The sequence below is a fragment of the Amycolatopsis sp. cmx-4-83 genome, from assembly GCF_046548815.1.
GTDB lineage: Bacteria > Actinomycetota > Actinomycetes > Mycobacteriales > Pseudonocardiaceae > Amycolatopsis > Amycolatopsis pretoriensis_A.
The window spans coordinates 180,550-200,094 of the sequence record NZ_JAEBEF010000002.1; the positions used below are offsets into that span (position 1 = coordinate 180,550).

17 protein-coding genes and 1 tRNA gene are annotated in these 19,545 nt (G+C 71.8%); 9 read left to right on the plus strand and 9 right to left on the minus strand.

The features are described from left to right. Positions 1-25 precede the first annotated feature (25 nt). Both ACLJQM_RS05875 and ACLJQM_RS05880 read right to left on the minus strand, forming a co-directional pair. Positions 26-110, minus strand: a tRNA-Ser gene (locus tag ACLJQM_RS05875). A 44-nt stretch (positions 111-154) separates the two neighbouring features. Continuing rightward, positions 155-898 carry a PP2C family protein-serine/threonine phosphatase gene (locus ACLJQM_RS05880; protein ID WP_247017091.1) on the minus strand — a complete coding sequence of 248 codons (744 nt, stop codon included), beginning with the start codon at positions 896-898 and terminating at the stop codon, positions 155-157. Between the two features lie 78 nt (positions 899-976). Between ACLJQM_RS05880 and ACLJQM_RS05885 the strand changes: the two genes are divergently transcribed. Both ACLJQM_RS05885 and ACLJQM_RS05890 read left to right on the plus strand, forming a co-directional pair. Further along, complete coding sequence (locus tag ACLJQM_RS05885) at positions 977-2,671, plus strand: class I SAM-dependent DNA methyltransferase (protein ID WP_410630394.1); 1,695 nt, start codon at positions 977-979, stop codon at positions 2,669-2,671. An 8-nt stretch (positions 2,672-2,679) separates the two neighbouring features. Continuing rightward, positions 2,680-3,570, plus strand: a complete 891-nt coding sequence (locus tag ACLJQM_RS05890; RefSeq protein ID WP_247017095.1) for a serine/threonine-protein kinase — start codon at positions 2,680-2,682, stop codon at positions 3,568-3,570. On the opposite strand, the gene ACLJQM_RS05895 is transcribed toward ACLJQM_RS05890, so the two are convergent. Next, positions 3,560-4,069, minus strand: coding sequence for a hypothetical protein (locus ACLJQM_RS05895; RefSeq protein WP_410630395.1), 510 nt, complete (start codon positions 4,067-4,069; stop codon positions 3,560-3,562). The two genes, ACLJQM_RS05890 and ACLJQM_RS05895, sit on opposite strands and share 11 nt — an antisense overlap. 207 nt (positions 4,070-4,276) lie before the next feature. On the opposite strand from ACLJQM_RS05895, the gene ACLJQM_RS05900 reads away from it, so the two are divergent. Continuing rightward, complete coding sequence (locus tag ACLJQM_RS05900; RefSeq protein WP_410630396.1) at positions 4,277-4,927, plus strand: L,D-transpeptidase; 651 nt, start codon at positions 4,277-4,279, stop codon at positions 4,925-4,927. A gap of 111 nt (positions 4,928-5,038) precedes the next feature. Further along, the gene (locus ACLJQM_RS05905; protein ID WP_410630397.1) at positions 5,039-7,873 is read left to right on the plus strand and encodes a PQQ-dependent sugar dehydrogenase; all 2,835 of its coding nucleotides are present in this window, start codon (positions 5,039-5,041) and stop codon (positions 7,871-7,873) included. 62 nt (positions 7,874-7,935) lie between these two features. On the opposite strand, the gene ACLJQM_RS05910 is transcribed toward ACLJQM_RS05905, so the two are convergent. Both ACLJQM_RS05910 and ACLJQM_RS05915 read right to left on the minus strand, forming a co-directional pair. Next, complete coding sequence (locus tag ACLJQM_RS05910; RefSeq protein ID WP_410630398.1) at positions 7,936-9,456, minus strand: 3-hydroxyacyl-CoA dehydrogenase; 1,521 nt, start codon at positions 9,454-9,456, stop codon at positions 7,936-7,938. Positions 9,457-9,693: 237 nt separating this feature from the next. Next, complete coding sequence (locus tag ACLJQM_RS05915; protein ID WP_247017105.1) at positions 9,694-10,362, minus strand: TetR/AcrR family transcriptional regulator; 669 nt, start codon at positions 10,360-10,362, stop codon at positions 9,694-9,696. A gap of 126 nt (positions 10,363-10,488) precedes the next feature. On the opposite strand from ACLJQM_RS05915, the gene ACLJQM_RS05920 reads away from it, so the two are divergent. Further along, positions 10,489-10,935 (plus strand): nitroreductase family deazaflavin-dependent oxidoreductase, encoded by a 447-nt coding sequence (locus tag ACLJQM_RS05920; RefSeq protein ID WP_247017107.1) that lies wholly within the window; start codon positions 10,489-10,491, stop codon positions 10,933-10,935. On the opposite strand, the gene ACLJQM_RS05925 is transcribed toward ACLJQM_RS05920, so the two are convergent. From ACLJQM_RS05925 to ACLJQM_RS05940, 4 genes are all read right to left on the minus strand, one after another. Then, complete coding sequence (locus ACLJQM_RS05925; RefSeq protein ID WP_247017109.1) at positions 10,925-11,125, minus strand: hypothetical protein; 201 nt, start codon at positions 11,123-11,125, stop codon at positions 10,925-10,927. The genes ACLJQM_RS05920 and ACLJQM_RS05925 overlap by 11 nt on opposite strands. Before the next feature lie 9 nt (positions 11,126-11,134). After that, a complete protein-coding gene (locus ACLJQM_RS05930; RefSeq protein WP_247017111.1) occupies positions 11,135-11,800 on the minus strand; it encodes a response regulator in 666 nt (221 codons plus the stop codon). Further along, a complete protein-coding gene (locus ACLJQM_RS05935; RefSeq protein ID WP_410630399.1) occupies positions 11,797-12,951 on the minus strand; it encodes a sensor histidine kinase in 1,155 nt (384 codons plus the stop codon). The genes ACLJQM_RS05930 and ACLJQM_RS05935 overlap by 4 nt, the downstream gene beginning before the upstream one ends. A gap of 184 nt (positions 12,952-13,135) precedes the next feature. Next, the gene (locus tag ACLJQM_RS05940; RefSeq protein ID WP_410630400.1) at positions 13,136-13,750 is read right to left on the minus strand and encodes a hypothetical protein; all 615 of its coding nucleotides are present in this window, start codon (positions 13,748-13,750) and stop codon (positions 13,136-13,138) included. A gap of 169 nt (positions 13,751-13,919) precedes the next feature. Here ACLJQM_RS05940 and ACLJQM_RS05945 point away from each other — a divergent pair, with 169 nt between their 5' ends. The 4 genes from ACLJQM_RS05945 (at position 13,920) to ACLJQM_RS05960 (ending at position 18,987) form a co-directional block, all read left to right on the plus strand. Next, positions 13,920-14,669: a response regulator transcription factor gene (locus ACLJQM_RS05945; RefSeq protein ID WP_281506212.1), complete on the plus strand. Its 750-nt coding sequence runs from the start codon at positions 13,920-13,922 to the stop codon at positions 14,667-14,669. Next, positions 14,647-16,176, plus strand: coding sequence for a sensor histidine kinase (locus tag ACLJQM_RS05950; RefSeq protein WP_360779701.1), 1,530 nt, complete (start codon positions 14,647-14,649; stop codon positions 16,174-16,176). The genes ACLJQM_RS05945 and ACLJQM_RS05950 overlap by 23 nt, the downstream gene beginning before the upstream one ends. A gap of 110 nt (positions 16,177-16,286) precedes the next feature. Next, positions 16,287-16,976 (plus strand): hypothetical protein, encoded by a 690-nt coding sequence (locus ACLJQM_RS05955; protein ID WP_360779704.1) that lies wholly within the window; start codon positions 16,287-16,289, stop codon positions 16,974-16,976. Between the two features lie 118 nt (positions 16,977-17,094). Then, complete coding sequence (locus ACLJQM_RS05960) at positions 17,095-18,987, plus strand: glycosyltransferase family 39 protein (protein ID WP_410630401.1); 1,893 nt, start codon at positions 17,095-17,097, stop codon at positions 18,985-18,987. Positions 18,988-19,545 lie beyond the last annotated feature (558 nt).

Sequence of the window (19,545 nt, forward strand, 5' to 3'; positions counted from 1 at the left end):
CCCGGCGTTTCGCCTGATCAAACGGCGGAGGATACAGGATTCGAACCTGCGAGGGCGTGAACCCAACACGCTTTCCAAGCGTGCGCCTTAGGCCGCTCGGCCAATCCTCCGCAGGAGACGATACCGGATGCCCTTCCCGCGTCTCGAAGGTGGGTCAGCGCGTGACGTCGGCCACCACGCACGTGATGTTGTCCGGTCCGCCGCCCTCGTTGGCCAGGCGGATCAGCTCCGGGATCGCTTCCGCCGGGTCGGTCGGCGCCGACAGGACTTCTCGCAGCTTCGGTTCGCTGACCGGGCCGCTCAGGCCGTCCGAACAGAGCAGGTAGCGGTCGCCCTCGGCGGCGGGGAACGTCCAGATGTCCGGGTCGCCGGAACCCGCTGTCTGCAACGCCTTCATCAGCAACGAACGCCGGGGGTGGGAGTCCGCGTCCTCGGCCGCGACCCGGCCGTCTTCGACCAATGCCTGCACGAGGGTGTGGTCGCGGGTCAGGCGGCGCAGCTCGCCGTCGCGCAGCAGATACCCCCGGGAGTCGCCGATGTGGGCCGCCGCGAACTCGATGCCGTCGAACATCAGGGCCGTCAACGTCGTGCCCATGCCGGTGGTTTCCGGCTCCTGCGCCGCCACTTCGTGCAGGCGGTCGTCGATCGACTTGACCACGCCGGTCAGCGTCGCGGCCAGGTCGACCCCGGTGAGGTCCACCCGCCGGAGGTCGACGTCGAGCTCGCGCAGCACGTCCACCGCCGTCGCGCTGGCGACCTCGCCGTGCGGCTGGCCGCCGATGCCGTCGGCGACGGCGAGCAGGCGGGAACTCGCGTACACCGCGTCTTCGTTGATCCGGCGACGCTGCCCGACGTCCGACCCCGCGGCGTACCGCAGGACGTACCGATCGTGTGTCATGTTCCCCATGTAAGCATTGGTTGACTGAGTTCACAACCATGTCGGCTGAATGGAGCATCCTCCGATAGAGTCCTCGCCATGGACGACGACGCCACGGTCAGCGCGGCCGACATCGCGCGGCTCGCCGGGGTCGGCCGGGCCGCGGTGAGCAACTGGCGCCGCCGCTACCCGGACTTCCCGCAGCCGGTCGGCGGCACGGCGTCCAGCCCGCTGTTCGGCCTGTCCGCCGTCGCCGCCTGGTTCGCCGCCCGAGGCAAGCCGTTCGAGCTGAGCGAGGGCGAACGCGCCTGGCAGCGCCTGCGCGCCCTCGGCGACGACCTCGACCTCGCCGAACGCGTGAGCCGTGCCGGCGTCTTCTTCGCCTTCCAGGCCGGCCTCGTCGACACCTTCGACCGCGAGCTCGACGACCCCGAGCTGCTCACGCTGCTCAGCGAGATGACGCACCGCGCGGGCCCGGTCGAAGCGTTCGAACTGCTGTGCCGCCGGTACTTCGAGGCGCATTCGCGGCGGCTGTCGGCCACGCCGGAGCCGATCGCCGAACTGATGGCGCGGCTCGTCGGCCCGGTCTCGACGATCCTCGACCCCGCCTGCGGCTTCGGCGCGCTCGCGCTGGCCAGCGGCGCGAAAGCCGTGCTGGGGCAGGACAGTGACGCGATGACGGCGTCGATCGCGGGGCTGCGGCTGAAGCTGCGCGGCATCGAGGCCGAGGTCCACCCGGTCGACGCGCTGCGCGAAGACGCCTTCGCCGGCCGGACCGCGGAAGCCGTGCTGTGCGACCCGCCGTTCAACGAACGCGCCTGGGGCCACGACGAACTCGTCGGCGACGAACGCTGGGAGTACGGCCTCCCGCCGCGCGGCGAACCCGAGCTCGCCTGGGTCCAGCACTGCCTCGCCCACGTCGAACCCGGTGGCGCGGTGGCGATCCTGATGCCGGGCGCGGCGGCCGGGCGGCGCAGCGGCAAGCGCATCCGCGGCAACCTCCTGCGCGCGGGCGCGGTCCGCGCGGTCGTCACGCTGCCGCCGGCCGGGCCCGACCTCTGGCTGCTGCGGCGGCCGGTCCCCGGCGAACGCCCGCCGTCCACGGTGCTGCTCGGCGAGGCGGGCGACGAGCTGTCCACAGTGGACGAAATGTGGCGGGAGTTCCGCGCGCACCCGGAATCCGGCGCCCGGATCATCGACCTGCTCGACGACGACGTCGACCTGACGCCGGCCCACCGCCGCACCAGCGACGAGGATCCCGGGCAGGCCTTCGAGGCCGTACGCGGCCGGTTCGCCGAGCTCGTCCCCGAGCTGCCGCCGCTCGAAGCGGCCGACGGTGAGCCCGCGTTCACGACGATCGGCGAGCTGGTCAAGGCCGGGGTCGTCGAGGTCCGGCACGCGGCGGCCCGCGCGGACGCCGAGCACCCGCTCGCCGAAGCGGGCGACGTCGTGGCGTCGGTGACCGGGATCGCGTACGTCCACAGTGGACCGGCCGGACCGGTCGGCGCCGGGCTCACCGTGTACCGCGTCGACCCCGGGCGGCTGGACGCGGACTTCCTGGCCGGCTGCCTGCGCGCGGCCGACCTGCCCGCCGCGTCCGCCTCGACCCGGATCGACAGCAGGCGCGTGCGGGTCCCGCGGGTCCCGATCGCGGTCCAGCGCGAACACGGCCGGGTCTTCCGCGACCTCGCCTCGTTCGACGCCGTTCTGCGGCAGGCGGCCGAAACGGGTCGTGAGCTGGTCCGGCTAGGCTTCGCGGGACTTGTCGAAGGACGGCTCAGGCCGGGCCGTTAGGGGAACGGATGCTGATCGCCGACCGCTACGAGCTCGACGAGCTGCCGCTCGGCCGCGGCGGGATGGGCGCGGTGCACGGCGGGTTCGACCGCAGGCTGGGCCGGCGCGTGGCGATCAAGCTGCTCCGGCTGCCGGGCCGCGACGAAGAGCTGGAAGCCCGGTTCGCGCGCGAGGCGCGGATCCTGGCGACGCTCGACCACCCCGGCGTGCCGACGCTCTACGACTACGGCACCCACGACGACCGGTTGTTCCAGGTCATGCAGTTCGTCGAAGGCGTGACCGTGGCCGACCTGCTCGCCGAGCACGGGCCGCTGCCGGTGCCCTGGGCCGCGGCGATCGCGGCGCAGGCGTGCGCGGTGCTGACCGCCGCCCACGCGCTCGCGGTGTGCCACCGCGACCTCAAGCCGTCCAACCTGATGCTCGGGCCCGACGGCGGCGTGAAGGTGATGGACTTCGGGCTCGCCGTGCTGCGGGAAGCCGACGCGGCGCAGTTCACGCGGGCCGGGCAGCTGCTCGGGACGCCGTCGTACATGGCGCCCGAGCAGATCCAGCGGGGTGGCGCCGAACCGCGCAGCGACCTCTACGCGCTCGGCTGCGTGCTGCACGAGATGCTCACCGGGCGGCGGCTGTTCGACGGGCCCACGGCGTACGCGGTGTTCGAACGGCAGGTCAAGGAGCTGCCGCCGCCGGTGCGCGGGGTGCCGAAGCAGCTCAACACCCTGCTCGCCGAAGTGCTGGCGAAGGAGCCCGAGGCCCGGCCGTCCGGCGCGGCCGAGCTGTACGAGCGGCTCGGCGGGTTCGTCGGCGGGCTGCCGCCGCTGCCCGGGTTCCTGGTGCCGGCGTCAGTGCCCAGCCCGGGCCGGATGTACGCGCGGATGCTGGGGCGCGTCAGCGGTTGAGGGCCGCCGGGCGCCGGTCGGCCAGCGGCAGGCCGCGGCGCTGGACGCGCAGGTAGGTCGTCGCGTTCTGCACCGCGATGCTGACGCCGAGGGTGAGCGCGATCGACGCAGTGGTCAGCGGGCCCGCGACGCCGAGCGCGGTCCCGAGCGCCACCAGCCCGACCCGGGCCGCGACGGTCAGCGCCCACAGCCCGACCGTGACCAGCGAGCCCTTCTGGAACGTCGTGCCGGCGCGCTCGGTGAGCGTCGTGGTCGTGCTGCGCAGGACGCCCAGCCCGGCGAGCACCACCAGGTCGGCGGCGAGCAGGCCGAACTCGCCGGCGGACGCGCCCGGCAGCGCTTTCAGCGTCAGGTAGGCACCCGCCGCCGTGAGGACGAGCGGCAGCGTGACCAGCGACTTGCGGTCGAGCAGCGTGCCGCGGACCTGCCGGTAGACGACCCGGTAGAAGACGAGCACGGCGATGGCGGCGTAGAGCAGGACGTTCGCTGCGGTGGGCATGGCTGGCGGCTCCTCGGTTCGTCGGGTGCTCCCAGCCTCGGCGAACGGCGGCCCGGTTTCGTCGGCGTGGGGGCCGGTCCCGGGTGGATTCCGGCCTCAACCCCCGGGTTGACCCAAATCGTGACCTTCACCGACGAACCTCGACCGGGTGAGCACCGTCTTTACCGATGTCCAAACGCGATGATCGAGACACTGGGGGTACCGGACGTGAAGAGGCTTCTGGCGGGAGCGGCCGCGCTGGCCACCGCCTTCGTGCTGGCTGCCTGTTCCGGTGGCGGGGGTGCGGCCGGCGGGCCGAACGCGGGCGGCGGGGCCGTCGCGGCCGCGGGGACCGGCGGCGGGACGCCGACGACGTCGAGCGCCACCCCGACCCCGACGCCCACCCCGGCGACGTCGAGCGCGACCCCGGCGCCGGCGCCCACGACGTCGAAGCCTGCTCCCACCACGACCAAGCCGAAGCCCAAGCCGAAGCCGGCGCCCGCGGCGAACCCGGGTGTCCCGTGCGCGGCGGCGGCCGCGGCGCCGGGCACCGCGGCCTGCGTCGACATCTCGGCGCACCAGGCGTGGCTGCTGCAGGGCGGCAAGGTCGTCTACGGGCCGGTGAAGATGCTGCCGGGCCGCAAGGGCAACCCGACCCCGACCGGCACGTTCCACGTGCTGTCGAAGGAAAAGATGCACCTGTCGAAGGAATTCGACAACGCGGAGATGCCGAACTCGGTGTTCTTCTACCCGGGCGACGCCTTCCACACCGGCAGCCTCTCGGTGTACTCGCACGGCTGCATCCACCTGTCGGCCGCCGCGTCCCTGAAGTTCTTCAACACCCTGCACGTCGGTGACGTCGTGCAGGTGGTCCCGTAACGCGTTATCAGCCAATACGGACAGTAGGTCACAGTCCGATAAATTCATTCTGCCGAGTGCAACTGGCCCCCCTGTTCAGACGATAAGTGATCGTTTGGGAAGGGGGGCCAAATGGCCTTGCGAAAACTTCGCGCACTCCGTCACGCCTTGGTGGCGGCAGTATTGACCGGGGCGATGCTGCCCGTCGTGGCCACGGGGGTGGCGACGGCGGCGACTGCGCTCCCGCAGGGGTTCGTGCTGCGGGACACCAGCTCCGGACTGGGGCAAGAACCACTCACCGACTTCGGGTACCTGCCGGACAACTCGATGCTGGTCACCGGCAAGAACGGCACGGTCCGCTGGCTGTCGGCCGATGGCTCGGCCGGCCAGTTGCTGGCGAAGCTGCCGGTCCGGACCAACGAGGACCTGGGCCTCGTCGGGCTGGCCGTCGCACCGGACTACGCCACGTCGCACACCATCTACCTGACGCGGTCGATCAACCAGACCAGCGGCTTCGTGATGCGGATGGCGCGGTTCACGGTCACCGTGGACGCGGCGGGCGTGCCGAGCGGGCTGACCGGCGAGCAGACGCTGTTCGAGGTGCCGGGCATCTTCAACGTGCACGGCCTCGACGAGGTCGTCGCCGCCACCGACGGGACGCTCTGGCTGTCCATCGGCGACAACGGCGACTTCCGGCAGGCCGACCCGGGTTCGCTGCGAGCCCAGGACATCAACCAGCCGTACGGGAAGATCCTCCACCTCGCCGCCGATGGCAGCGGGGTGCCGACCAACCCGTACTACGACGCCGCCAACCCGGGCTCCACCGCGAGCAAGGTGTTCGCGCGCGGGTTCCGCAACCCGTTCCGGTTCAGCATCGACCAGAACCTCGGGCTGCCGGTCGCCGGGGACGTCGGCTGGAACGCGTGGGAAGAGGTCGACGTCGTCCAGCGCGGCGCCAACCAGGGCTGGCCGTGCTGGGAAGGCAACCACCCGACGCCGGGCTTCAGCGGCCTCGCGGGCTGCGCCGGCGTGGCGAACCAGCCGCCGATCTTCGAGTACCAGCACGGCAACGGCATCATGCAGGGCAACAGCGTCAGCGGCGGGATCGTCTACAACGGATCCAGCTACCCGGCGGCGTACCGCGGTTCGTACTTCTTCGGCGACTACGTGACGCACAAGATCTGGACGATGCGCTACGACAAGCAGGGCCAGCTCACGCAGGCACCGGAGAACCCGCCGGTCTTCACCGACATCGGCGGCCCGGTGAAGTTCGCCGCGGCGCCGAACGGCGACATCGTCTACGCGGACATCCTGACCGGCAACCTGCGTCGCCTGAGCTACTCGGCCAGCAACACCGCGCCGGTCGCCAAGGCCACGTCGGTGACCGACCCGGACACCCGCACGGTGACGTTCGACGGTTCCGCTTCGGTCGACTACGACAACGACACGCTGAAGTACGACTGGAACTTCGGCGACGGCGCCACCCTCACCGACGCAGGTCCGAAGGTGTCGCACCCCTACGCGGCGGGCACCGAGTCGTTCACCGCGAAGCTGACCGTCCGGGACCCGCTGGGTGCCGCCGACACGACCAGCATCGCGGTCGCGCCGGGCAACCACACCCCGGTGATCACGTTGACCACGCCGGGTGATTCCGCGACCTTCGCGGTCGACCAGCAGGTTTCGCTGGGCGCCACCGCGACCGACGCCGAAGACGGCACGCTGCCGATCACCTGGACCACGGCGGTGCGACACTGCCCCAGTGAGGCGACCTGCCACTCGCACCCGGGCGACGGCGGCACCGGGACGAGCTTCGCGGCGCCGTTCACCGAGCACCCGGATTCGCGGATGGAGTTCACCGCGACGGTGACCGACAGCGCGGGCGTCACGACGTCCAAGACGTACACGGCGTGGCCGCGCCGGCACCGCGTCACGCTGGTCGGCACGCAGCCCGCGGTGCTGAAGATCTCGGTCGCGAACAACGCCAACACGGCGCTCGTCACCGAAGGGGCGTCGTTCGACGTCGTGGCCGAGTCGCTGGCCATCGACGGCGTTTCGACGTTCACCGGCTGGCAGGGCGGCCCGGTCGACAACAAGTGGATCATCACCGTCGGCACGAGCGACATGACGCTGACGGCGAACTACGCCACGCCGATCGACCAGCGCTACAACGCCGACCCGGCGCTGCAGGCGAAGCTCGGTGCGCCGGCGGCGCCCGAGGTCACCGACGGTCCGGTCCACTACCGGGTCTACGCGAACGGGCGGCTGTACTGGAGCGCCGTGGGCGGCACGAAGTACGTGACCGGCCCGGTGCTCGACAAGTACGTCGCGTTCGGCGGCCACAGCGTCCTCGGCCCGCCGACGTCGGACACCGCGACCACGCCGGACGGGGTGGCGCAGTACAGCCACTTCGTCAACAACGGCAACGTGGGTTCGATCTACTACACGGCGGCGACGGGCGCGCACGCGCTCTACGGTGAGATCCGCAAGAAGTGGGCGGCGCTGGACTACGAGCGCGGGCTCGGGTACCCAACGACCGACGAGGCCGGTACGCCGGACGGCGTCGGCCGGTACAACCACTTCGTCAAGGGCGGCAACGTCGGCTCGATCTACTACACGGCGGCGGACGGCGCGCACGCGATCTTCGGCGAGATCCGCAAGAAGTGGGCGGAGCTGGGGTACGAGCGCGGGCTCGGGTTCCCGATCACCGACGAAGGCGCGACGCCGGACGGGGTCGGGCGGTACAACCACTTCAGCCTCGGGCACTCGATCTACTACTCGGTGGCGACCGGTGCGCACGCGGTGAAGGGCGAGATCCGGAAGAAGTGGGCGGCGCTCGGGTGGGAGCGGTCCTACCTGCGCTACCCGACGACGGACGAGTACGTGACGAACGGGGTGTACCGCAGCGACTTCCAGGGCGGCTACATCACGTTCACGCTGGCGGGCGGAGCGGTCGACCGTCCTTGGTGAACTGATCGGTGAAAGGCGGGCCGTCCCCGGAACTCCGGGGGCGGCCCGCCTTTTCGGTGTCGCTAGCCGAGCAGCTCCGCGGGCGTGGTTCCGGTTGAGGTGAGGGGAAGGCCGAGTGCGACGCGCTCGGTGAGCCACGGGCTCGGGCGGTAGCGCGGGTCGCCCGTCGTCGAGGCCAGGCCGCGCAGGATGCGCAGCACCACGTCGCCGCCGACGAGGTCGCCCCAGGCCAGGGGGCCGCGGGGGTAGCCGAGGCCGAGGCGGACCGCCGTGTCGATGTCCGCCGGGGTCGCGAGGTGCTGGCCCGCGATGAAGCACGCCGTGTTGACGATCGAGGCCAGCAGGCGCTGGGCGATCGGGGCGGGCCCGTCGCGCACGACGGTCACCGGGTGGCCGGTCGCCGCCAGCGCGCCCCAGGCGGCGCGGCCCGCCGCCGGGTCGAGGCCGGGGTGGACCGACATCGTCAGCCGGCGTTCGTAGCCGCCGAGCGGGTCGACGCCGGTGGTCCGGTCCAGCGGCAGCCCGGCGCGGGTGGCGGCGTCCACTGTGGACTCGCCGTAGAGCGGCACGAGCAGGACGGCGTCCGGGTAGGCGTCGGACACCACGTGCACGCCCGCCGTGGTAAGCGTGCGGGCGAGGTGCTCGTCCGCGGTGAACACCGGGCTCGTCGGCTTCGGCGGCGCGGCCGGCTCGTCGGCGACCCGCTGTTTGCCGTCGTCGTAGGAGTAGAAGCCTTCGCCGTTCTTCCGCCCGAACAGCCCGGCGGCGACGCGCGGCCGGGTCAGCCACGACGGCCGCAGCCGCGGGTCGCCGTGGAAGCCGCTCCAGATGCTTTCCAGGACGGCGTGGGAGACGTCGAGGCCGGTGAGGTCGAGCAGCTCGAACGGGCCGAGCTTCAGGCCGAGCACGTCACGGGCGACGCGGTCGACGTCGGCGGGTTCGGCCAGCGCCTCGGCCAGGATCTGCAGCGCCTCGGTGTTCAGGCCGCGGCCGGCGTGGTTGACCAGGAAGCCGGGCGCGTCCTTCGCCAGCACCGGCTCGTGGCCCCAGCCGCGCACCAGCTCGAGCGCCTGGCCGGGCAGCCAGTCGAACGTGCGCGCGCCGGGCACCACCTCGACCAGGCGCATCAGCGGCACCGGGTTGAAGAAGTGCAGCCCGACGAGCCGGCCGGGCTCGGCCAGCCCGGCGGCGATCTCGGTGACCGACAGCGAACTGGTGTTGGTCGCGAACACCGTCTCCTGTGGACAGACGCGCTCGAGGTCGGCGAACAGCGCCCGCTTGGTCTCGAGGTCCTCCCGCACGGCTTCGACGACGAGGTCGACCCCGTCGGCCGGCGCGGCGGGCGCGTCGACCGCGACGAGCCGGTCCTTCACCGCCCGCGGGTCTTCGGTCAGCTTGCCCTTGGCGGCCAGCTTGTCGATCATCCCGCCGACGAACTCGATCGCCTGCGCGACGGCCTCGGGCCGGACGTCGGCGAGCTCGACGGTCACCCCCGCGGTCGCGGCGAGCTGGCCGATCCCGCGGCCCATCACCCCGGTCCCGATCACCCGGATCCTGCCGACCTTCCCGGCCCACCCCGTCACGTCGCCCCGCCTTTCCGTTGACCTCTGGCGTGACGGTACCGCCTGGAGGCCGGCGAACCCGGCTGCGCGGAGCGCGGATCGTGTCGGCTGGTGGTGGGTGAGCGGCGCCGGGCTAGGCCGCGCGGGGGTGGGTGCGGGACGGGTCCGGCGGGGGACGGCCGCGGTGGGCGGGCTGGGGCCGGTGACCTCGGCCGCGCGGGGTGGGTGCGGAACGCGCCCGGCCGTGGCGGCGCCGGGCTAGAGGCCGACGAACTCCGCCATGCGCAGCGCCGAGTGGGCGAAGAACGCGTCCGCCGGGTCGACGCTGCCGACGTACTGGCCGAACAGGTCGAAGCTGATCGCGCCGAACAGCTGGGTCCACGCCATCAGCAGGCGGGCCACCGTCTCCGGGCCGGCGACGATCCCGAGGACCTCCGTGAGCGCTTCCGCCTGGGCGCGCAGCTCGGGCGGGACCTCGCCGACCGCCCGCAGTTCCGTGTGCGTGAGCACCTTGACCAGCGCGAGCGCGACGCGGGCCGCCGGGGCGACGGTGTCCTGCGGCGCTTGGTAACCGGGGATCGGCGAGCCGTAGATCAGCGCGTACTCGTGCGGGTGCGCGCGGGCCCACTCGCGGGTCGCGTGCCAGATCGCCAGCCAGCGCTCCCGGGGCTCGCCCTTGCCGGGGTCCGCCTGCTCCGCGGCCTCGCCGATGGCGTTGTAGGCGTCGATGATCAGGTCCGTCAGCAGCCGGTCCCGGCTCGGGAAGTACCGGTACAACGCGGACGACACCATCCCCAGCTCACGCGCCACCGCGCGCAGCGACAGCCCGTGCGCGCCGACGTCGGCGAGCTGGCGGCGGGCTTCGTCCTTGATCTCCTGGGTCAGTTCGGCGCGGGCGCGTTCGCGGGCGGTCCGGGTCGCGGTCATGCGATCAGTGTGCCACGACGAGAGCGGCGCACAAAATCGAGAGCAGTGCTCTTGACAGTGAGCAGTGCTCAGGTGTTCACTGCTCTTAGTCGAGAGCAGTGCTCTCCCAAACTTCCGGAGGACGCCATGACCGCCGCCCGCTACATCGAGCCGAAGAAGTCCACCAACGCCTTCAACGAGCTGGTCGCGAAGCTGACCAGGATGGGCGTGAGCGTCTGGGGCAGCCGGGTGCTGACCGTCGTCGGCCGCAAGAGCGGCGAGCCGCGGTCGGTGCCGGTCAACCTGCTGACCGTCGACGGCGTCCGCTACCTCGTCGCCCCGCGCGGCGAGACGCAGTGGGTGCGGAACCTGCGCTTCGCCGGCGAAGGCACGCTGCGCGTCGGGAAGCGCGTCGAGGCGTTCACGTTCCGGGAGCTGGCCGACGACGAGAAGCCGGGCATCCTCCGCGCGTACCTCAAGCGCTGGAAGTTCGAGGTCGGCGTGTTCTTCGACGGCGTCGACGCCAAGGCCTCGGACGAAAAGCTGCGCGAGATCGCGCCGGGCTACCCGATCTTCGAGATCTTCACGAAGTAGGTTTGCGCCGCCGCGTCAGGTTGGCCGCGACCAGGACCACGCCGACCAGGAACGCGGCGAGCCCGATCAGGAACCACAGCTTCTGGCCGGTCATGAAACTGCCGGTGATCACGCCGATGCCCTGCAGCACCCAGACGGCGCCGACCAGCACGAGCACGACCCCGATCGCGAAGGTGATCCACCGCCTCATCGGCTCAGCTTAGGCCGGTCGCCCGTCCGGCACGAGTTTGTTGCGGTAGGCGTAGACCACGGCGTGCACGCGGTCGGGCAGCCCGAGCTTGCTCAGCACGCGCGACACGTGGGTCTTCACCGTCTCCTCGCCGACGTGCAGCCGCCGCGCGATCTCGGCGTTGCTGCAGGCGTTGGCGAGCAGGAGCAGCACTTCGCGTTCGCGGGACGTCAGCCGGGCCAGCTCGGGTGGTTCGGCGGCCGCGGGTTCGAGCACCGACGTGAACTTCGCGACCAGCCGCCGCGTCACCGACGGGTCGATCAGCGCGTCCCCGCGCGCGGCCACCCGCATCGCCGCGACCAGCTCCTCCGGCGCCAGGCTCTTCAGCAGGAACCCGCTCGCCCCGGCGCGCAGCGCGCGGTAGACGTACTCGTCGGCGTCGTACGTGGTGAGCACCAGGACACGCGTGTCGTTGCCCGGCGCGGCGAGGATCGCTTCGGTCGCGGCGAGGCCGTCGAGGCGGGGCATCCGGACGTCGAGGACCGCGACGTCCGGGCGCAGGCGCGCGGTCTCGGCGACGGCTTCGCGGCCGTCGGACGCCTCGCCGACGCAGGTGAAGTCGGGCTGGGTGTCGAGCAGCGCGCGCATCCCCGAGCGGAACATCGCGTGGTCGTCGGCCAGCAGGACGCGGATCATGTGCTCTCCACCGGGAAGGTCGTGCGCAGCTGCCAGTGCCCGCCGGCTTCGCCGTAGGAGACCTGGCCGCCGAACAGGGTGACGCGCTGGCGGATCCCCGCCAGGCCGCGGTGCGCGTGCTCGTCGTGCGTGCCGCGGTCCGGGCGCAGGCCGTTCGTCACCGTGAGCACGACTTCGGTGCGGCCGTGGTTCAGCTCCACCTCGACCGGGCCTTCACCGTGGCGCAGCGCGTTGGTCAGGGCCTCCTGGACGATCCGGTACAGGGCGACGTCGAGCGAGCCCGGCAGTTCACGGGGCTCGCCGCGCAGGGTCAGCCGGGTGGGGAGGCCGGCCGCGCGGACGGTCTCGATCAGCTCGTCCAGGTTGTCCAGGCCGGGTTGTCCGGCGTGGGTTTCCGCGTGCAGGAGGTCGAGGAGCCGGCGCAGGTCGGCCATCGCCGAACGGCTGGCGGATTCGACGGCGCCGAGGGACTTGCGCACCGGTTCGGCGCCCTCGGGGAGGCCGAGCCGGGCCGCGCCGGCGTGCACGCCGATGGCGCTGACGTGGTGGGAGATGACGTCGTGGAGGTCGCGCGCGATCGTCGTGCGCTCCTCGAGGACGGCCCGCTTGACGGCTTCTTCCTCGTGCTGGCGGCGTTCGTCGGCTTCGCGTTCGAGGTCGGCGATGTAGGCGCGGCGGGCGGTCGTGTACCGGCCGACCAGCCACGGCAGGAGCCCGCTGACGCTGACGCTGATGGCGGTCAGCCGCCAGTCGGCCGCGGTCCGGCCGCCGCCTTCGATGCAGCCGGCGGTGACGCCGAGGAGCAGGGCGAGGAGGGCGAGGACGGCGGGTTTCGGCCGGAGCCAGGCCCCGGCGCGGTAGCCGGCGATGAGGATCCCGGCGTTGTTGCCGATGACGTACCCCTGGCAGGTGCAGAGCAGCAGCGGCGCACCGGCGAACAGGAGCGCGTGCGCGAGCGCGACCCAGCCTGAGTGGCGGGCGGCGCCGGCGAGCGCGGCGTTGACGGCGATGCCGCCGAGCAGCACCGCCCAGCCCCGCCAGCCCGATTCGCCGAGCGAGCCGCGCAGGGTGAACAGGGCGGCGTCGCAGACCACGCAGACGAGCGCGACCAGCAGCGACTGGCGCCTCAGCGACCCCCGGATGTCCGGCACACCCGCCACTTTGCCGCAAGCGGCGGGCGAGTGGGCGGGAACGCCCCGATGCGGCGGGAGGGGTACGCGGCATCGGGGCGAACCCTGGCAGGAGGGCCGTCGGCGCCGAAACGCCCCAATGTGGCGTTCGGTGCGTCCAGCGCACCCAACGCCACATCGGGGCGCTCGGGGTGAGCTGGGTCGGTCAGTTCGTGGGGCGGCCCGAGTACTCGCCGCCGCGGCGCTGGCCTGGCTGGCGCTGGCCTTCGAAGCCCTGGCCCAGCGTTGTCGCCGTCGCCGTCTGGCCCTCGACCTTCGCCACCACCGTCACGTTCGTCGCGCCCTGCTTCACGTCGCCCGTCTTCTGCGTCGACGAGCCGATCGTGTACGTCTGCTTGTAGCCGTCCTTGCTGGTCAGCGTCACCGAAGTCGCGCTCAGCTCGGTGACGTCGCCGGTCTGCAGGCGCTCGGTCGTGTAGCCGCCGTTCGGGTCGGCCACGACGAAGTCGCCGTGCAGGGCGTCGCGCATCGCGGCCAGCCCACCGCCGAAACCGCCGCCCGGCATGCCCTGGCCGCGGAACTGGCCGTTGCCGCCCGGACCGCCGAAGCCGCCGGGGCCCTGCGCGGTGTTGTCGGCGCTGCTGGTGCCCGCCCAGATCGCCGCGCCGCCGCCGGCCGCGATGACCACCGCGATGCCGGCCGCGATCGCCGTCTTCTTGCCGGACCAGCCCTTCTTCGGCGCTGCCTGTGCTGGGTCGCCCCAGTTGGCGGGGGCCGGTTCGCCCTGGGGTGGCGTGTTCGGCGTCGGCTCGGTCGTCATCGTGTCCTCCGGTGGTGCCCACACTGGTCGGAGATCAGGTTCGCCGCCGAGGCTGTGTTTGAGCTGTGCGGGGCGTCAGCGGGTGCTGTGCCTCGACCGGGCGAACTCTCACAGGGAACGCACAGCGACCGCACAGCGAACACTGACGGCGAGCCGGGAAGGTGGCACCATGACCGCTATGAACGCCACGTCACCCGGCCCTGGCAAGGCCGACCTGCGCCGGGCCGACGGCAGTCCGGTGCGGGTGCTCGTGGTCGACGACGAATCGACGCTGGCCGAGCTCGTGTCGATGGCCCTGCGGATGGAGGGCTGGGAGGTGCGCAGCGCGGGCGACGGCACGGAGGCCGTCCGGATCGCGCGCGACTTCCGCCCCGACGCCGTCGTCCTCGACGTCATGCTCCCCGACTTCAGCGGGCTGGAAGTGCTGCGGCGCATGCGGTCCGAGGCGCCGAACCTGCCGGTGCTGTTCCTGACGGCGAAGGACGCGGTCGAGGACCGCATCGCCGGGCTCACCGCGGGCGGCGACGACTACGTCACCAAGCCCTTCAGCCTCGAAGAGGTCGCGTTGCGGCTGCGCGCGTTGCTGCGCCGCGCGGGTGGCGTCACCGGCGCGAGCGGGTCGCAGCTGGTCGTCGGCGACCTCACCCTCGACGAGGACAGCCGCGAGGTGCACCGCGGCGGCGACCTGGTGCCGCTGACCGCGACCGAGTTCGAGCTGCTGCGCTACCTCATGCGCAACCCCAAGCGCGTGCTGTCGAAGGCCCAGATCCTGGACCGCGTCTGGAGCTACGACTTCGGCGGGCAGGCCAACATCGTCGAGCTCTACATCTCCTACCTGCGCAAGAAGATCGACGCCGACCGCGAGCCGATGATCCACACCATGCGGGGCGCCGGGTATGTCCTCAAGCCAGCGGGCTGAGCGGCGGCGGTTCCGGACGCGGCGGCCGTGGTCGCTGCGGCGGCGGCTGATCGTCCAGCTCGCCGCGCTGCTCGCGCTGGTGTGCCTGGTCGTCGGCGTGGTCACGGAGTTCGCGCTGAGCGAGTTCCTCGTCGGCCAGCAGGACAAACGGCTGGCCGCGACGAACGACCGCGGCAAGCACAACGGCGAGCCCCCGCCCTGGGTGTACGGCGACACGCCACCGCCCGACCCGCTGCGGGTGCTCGGGCAGGGCGACGGCACCCTCGCGGTCACGGTGAGCGCCGGGCTGGTCCGGGCGAGCGTCCTGGACTTCACCGCCGGCGCGGTCCCCACCGCCACCGGGCAGGGCAAGCGACGGCCACCGCTCAAGCCGATCAGCCGCGACCAGGTGACGACGCTGCTCACGCTGGCGGCCGACGGCAAGCCGCACACCGTCGACCTCGGCGGCAGCCTCGGCGAATACCGCGTCCTGTCGACCGCGTCGCCCGGCGGCGAGCGCACGGTCATCGGCCTGCCGCTGAGGGACGTCAACGAAACGCTGTGGCGGCTCGGGTTCATCCTCGGCGGCGTCGCGCTCGCCGGGATCCTGGTCGCGGGCGCGGTCGGCGCGGCGACGATCCGGCGCACGATGAAGCCGCTCGACCGGCTGGCCGCGACCGCGACGCGGGTGTCCGAGCTGCCGCTGGACCGCGGTGAAGTAGCACTGTCGGAACGGGTCCCGGAACCCGACACCGACCCGAACACCGAGGTCGGCAAGGTCGGCTCGGCGCTGAACCGGATGCTGCAGCACGTCGCGAACGCGCTCACCGCGCGGCACGCGAGCGAGAACCGCGTCCGCCAGTTCGTCGCGGACGCGAGCCACGAGCTCCGCACGCCGCTGGCGGCGATCCGCGGGTACGCCGAGCTCACCCGCCGCAGCGGCGAGCAGGTGCCGCCGGACGTCGCGTTCGCGATGAGCCGCGTCGAGTCGGAGTCGCGCCGGATGACGACGCTGGTCGAGGACCTGCTGCTGCTCGCGCGCCTGGACTCCGGCCGCCAGGTGGTGCACGAGTGGGTGGACCTGTGCCGGCTGGTGGCCGACGCGGTCGCGGACGCGCACGTCGCGGGCCCGGACCACAAGTGGCTGATGGACGTCCCCGGCGAGCCGATCGGCGTGCGCGGCGACGCGGGCCAGCTGCACCAGGTGGTGATCAACGTGCTGGCCAACGCGCGCACGCACACCCCGGCGGGCACGACGGTGACAACCACTTTGTCCACTTCGGACGGAACGGTCCGCCTCCGCGTCGCCGACGACGGCCCCGGCATCCCCCCGGACATCCTCCCGGACGTCTTCGAGCGCTTCGCCCGCGGCGACAATTCGCGATCGCGCGCGGCGGGGAGCACGGGCCTCGGGCTGGCGATCGTGGCCGCGGTGGTCAGCGCGCACGACGGCCGGGTGGCGGTGCAGAGCCGGCCGGGCCGCACGGAGTTCGAGATCACGTTCCCGGCGGCGCCGACGCCCTCGTGACGGGTTGCGCCTCGAACTCTATACCGCTCGCCGCGGGCACGAGGGCGTTTCGCTCAGTATGATTCTGGGGCGCGTGCATCCGAGCCGAGAAATCAATGAAGGGCGTGCCGGTGTCCGAGCGTGTGCTACGAAGTGTGAGAACCTTTGCGCTGGTCGTTCTGATCGGCGGCGAGGTATACATCGTATTCAATGCGGTGATCAACGGATTTTGGAATTGGCTTTTCCGGCCGAGGACGCCGGAGTGGTGGGGGGCCGCTGGGCAGTGGGCCGGGGCGATCGGAACCATCGCGGCGGTCGTTGTCGCTCTCGGGATCGCCATCAGGGATGGGCGGCGTGGGAGAGCCGAGGCTGGTGCTCGCGCAGAGCGAGAGCGGCGTGAGCATGTCTCACACTTGTCGGCTTGGCCCGTTTCGCACCGCGCGGACGACCAGCTTCAGTTTCCCATGAAGCTGCTGAATACCTCGAACGAGCCATTCTTCAATGTTGTGGTCTTCCCCGTTTTTATCCAAGGTGCGGCGCCTCGTACGGGCGAAGAGTGGTTGTCGGACGATGAGCCGGAGTACGGTAATCAGCGTTGTGCGGTGATCGCGGCCTTGCCGCCCGGTAGGTGGGAAATCGTCATGAACGTTGACACCGGTATCATGCAGGGGCGCGCAGGTGTAGAGATCTCAGGTTCGGACAGGCATGGTGTCCATTGGATCCGCCGGGCCACCGGCACGGTCGACGAGATTCCCGTGGATCCCATCAGCTACTACGGCATCGAGCGGCCGATCGACTATCGAAGCCCCTCGGGAGACTGAACTCAGAGCGGCGTGCACGGCGGGCGGGCCGGGGTGGTGACCCAGTCGGGGCGGATGCACAGCGCACGCACAGCTTCGGCACATCTTCACCACATGCGGCGCCGACACGGTGAAGCCCATGACGACCACGCTGTCGGCGCCCGCGCTCGCCCAGCCCGTTCCCGAAGCCGCGCGTGAAGCCCGGTGGGTCAAGCCGGCCGTGGCCGTGCTGCTGCTCGGCACCGGGCTGCTCTACCTGTGGGACCTGGCGAAAACGGGCTGGGCCAACGACTTCTACGCGATGGCCGCGCAGGCCGGGACGTGGAGCTGGAAGGCCCTGTTCTTCGGCTCGCTCGACCCCGGCAACGTCGTCACCGTCGACAAGCCGCCGTTCTCGCTGTGGGTCATGGGGTTGTCCGGGCGGCTCTTCGGCTTCTCCAGCTGGAGCCTGCTCGTGCCGAACGCGCTCGCCGGCGTCGCCTCGGTGGGCCTGGTCTACCTCGCCGTGCGGCGGCTGTCCGGGCCGGGTGCCGGGTTGCTGGCCGGGGCCGGGCTCGCGCTGACGCCGGTCGCCGCGCTGATGTTCCGCTACGACAACCCCGATGCCTTCCTCGTGCTGCTGCTCGTCGCCGGCGCGTACTGCGTCGTGCGCGCGCTCGAACGGGGGAGCACGGTGTGGCTGCTGCTCGCCGGGGTCGCGATCGGGTTCGGCTTCCTCGACAAGATGCTGCAGGCGTTCCTCGTGCTGCCCGCGTTCGTGCTCGCCTACGCCGTCGCGGCGCCGACGTCGCTGGGCCGCCGGATCTGGCAGCTGGCTGCCGCGGCCGGTGCCGTGCTCGTCTCCGCGGGCTGGTGGATCGCGGTCGTCGCGGTGTGGCCGGCCGCCGACCGGCCCTACATCAGCGGCTCGACCGACAACACCGTGCTGGAACTCGCGTTCGGCTACAACGGCCTCGGCCGGATCTTCGGCGAAGGCCGCGGTGGCGGCGGTGGCGGGGCCGTCACGCCGCCCGCCGGGCTGGAACTGCCCGCGGGCGGGCGCGGCTTCGGCGGTGGCTTCGGCGGGGAAACCGGGCTGACGCGGCTGTTCAGCGGCGAGTTCGGCGGCGAAGCGTCGTGGCTGCTGCCCGCCGCGGTCATCGGGCTGGTCGCCGGCCTGTGGTTCACCCGCCGCGCGCCGCGCACCGACCGGACGCGGGCGGCGCTGCTGCTGTGGGGTGGCTGGCTGGTCGTCACCGCGCTGGTGTTCAGCTACATGAGCGGGATCATCCACCCGTACTACACGGTCGCGCTGGCGCCCGGGATCGCCGCCACGCTGGGGATTTCCGCACGGGAGCTGTGGCGCGGCCGGGCGAACTTCGCCGCCCGCGCGGTGCTCGCCGTCCTGCTCGCCGTGACCGCGGTGTGGGGTTTCCTGCTCCTCGCGCGGACGCCGGACTGGCAGCCGTGGGTGCGCTACGCGCTGCTCGTGCTGAGCGCGGCCGCCGTGCTCGCGCTGCTGTTCGGCGCCGACCGGCTCCGGCGGCTCGGCCCGGTCGTGGCCGTGCTCGGCCTGTGCGGCGCGCTGCTCGGGACGTCGGCCTTCACGCTGGCCACGGCGGCGACCGCGCACTCGGGCGGGACGCCGTCGTCCGGGCCGGCCGTCGCGAGTGGACGCGGCTTCGGTGGCGGTGCCCGCGGTTTCGGCGGCGGGCAGACCGACACCGCGGTGATCGACCTGCTCAAGGGCACGACGACGAAGTGGGCCGCGGCGCAGAGCGGCGCGATGGAGTCGGCCGGGCTGGCGCTCGCCAGTGGACGGCCGGTGCTCGCGATCGGCGGCTTCAGCGGCAGCGACCCGGCGCCGACACTCGAGCAGTTCCAGCGGTACGTCGCGAGCGGCGACGTCCACTACTACGTCGCGGGCGGGCGCGGTGGCTTCGGGGGCGGCCGGGGGACCGCCGGCGAAATCCAGGCCTGGGTCGAGCAGAACTTCGCACCGGTCACCGCCGGGAGCACGACGGTTTACGACCTGACAAAATCTATCAATTGATCGAAATGCGCCACTGTGTTTCGATCGTGTTAACGACCGGGGAATCATTCGCGGATCCGAGATCGATGCGGTATCGGCGTGATCGTACACCTGTTCGACTCCCGTTCCGGTGGCCGGAAAACGCTGGACGATTGTTCAACGAGGCGAAGTAGCGCTCGGTGATCAACGTCCTGCGGTGTAACGCCGGAGGACTACTGCCCGTGCAACTGCACGCGGCCGACGCCGGTCCACGACCCGATCTTGGCCGGGCGGCCGACAGAAACCGGCCGGAAGTTGATCTTCAACCGGGCTGATGTTGCTGGTTGACAAGGTTGATGGTCACTCGTTCGGATGCACTGTTGGGGCGTTGTGGTGATCTTGTGTCACTCGCTAGGGTGTCCGCCGGGAGAGGGACAAGGGGTGGGCAGGCTTGGCACGCTCAGTGCCGCGTTTCACATCGTGGTGGGTAATCCTTGTCTCGCGTTCTCTCGCTATGACCCGATCAGGTGCGGCTGGAAGAGAGCAGCGATGACCGTGCGCGGTGGCGCAGCTCTGCCCTGTCCGCCCCCGCTTCGTCAC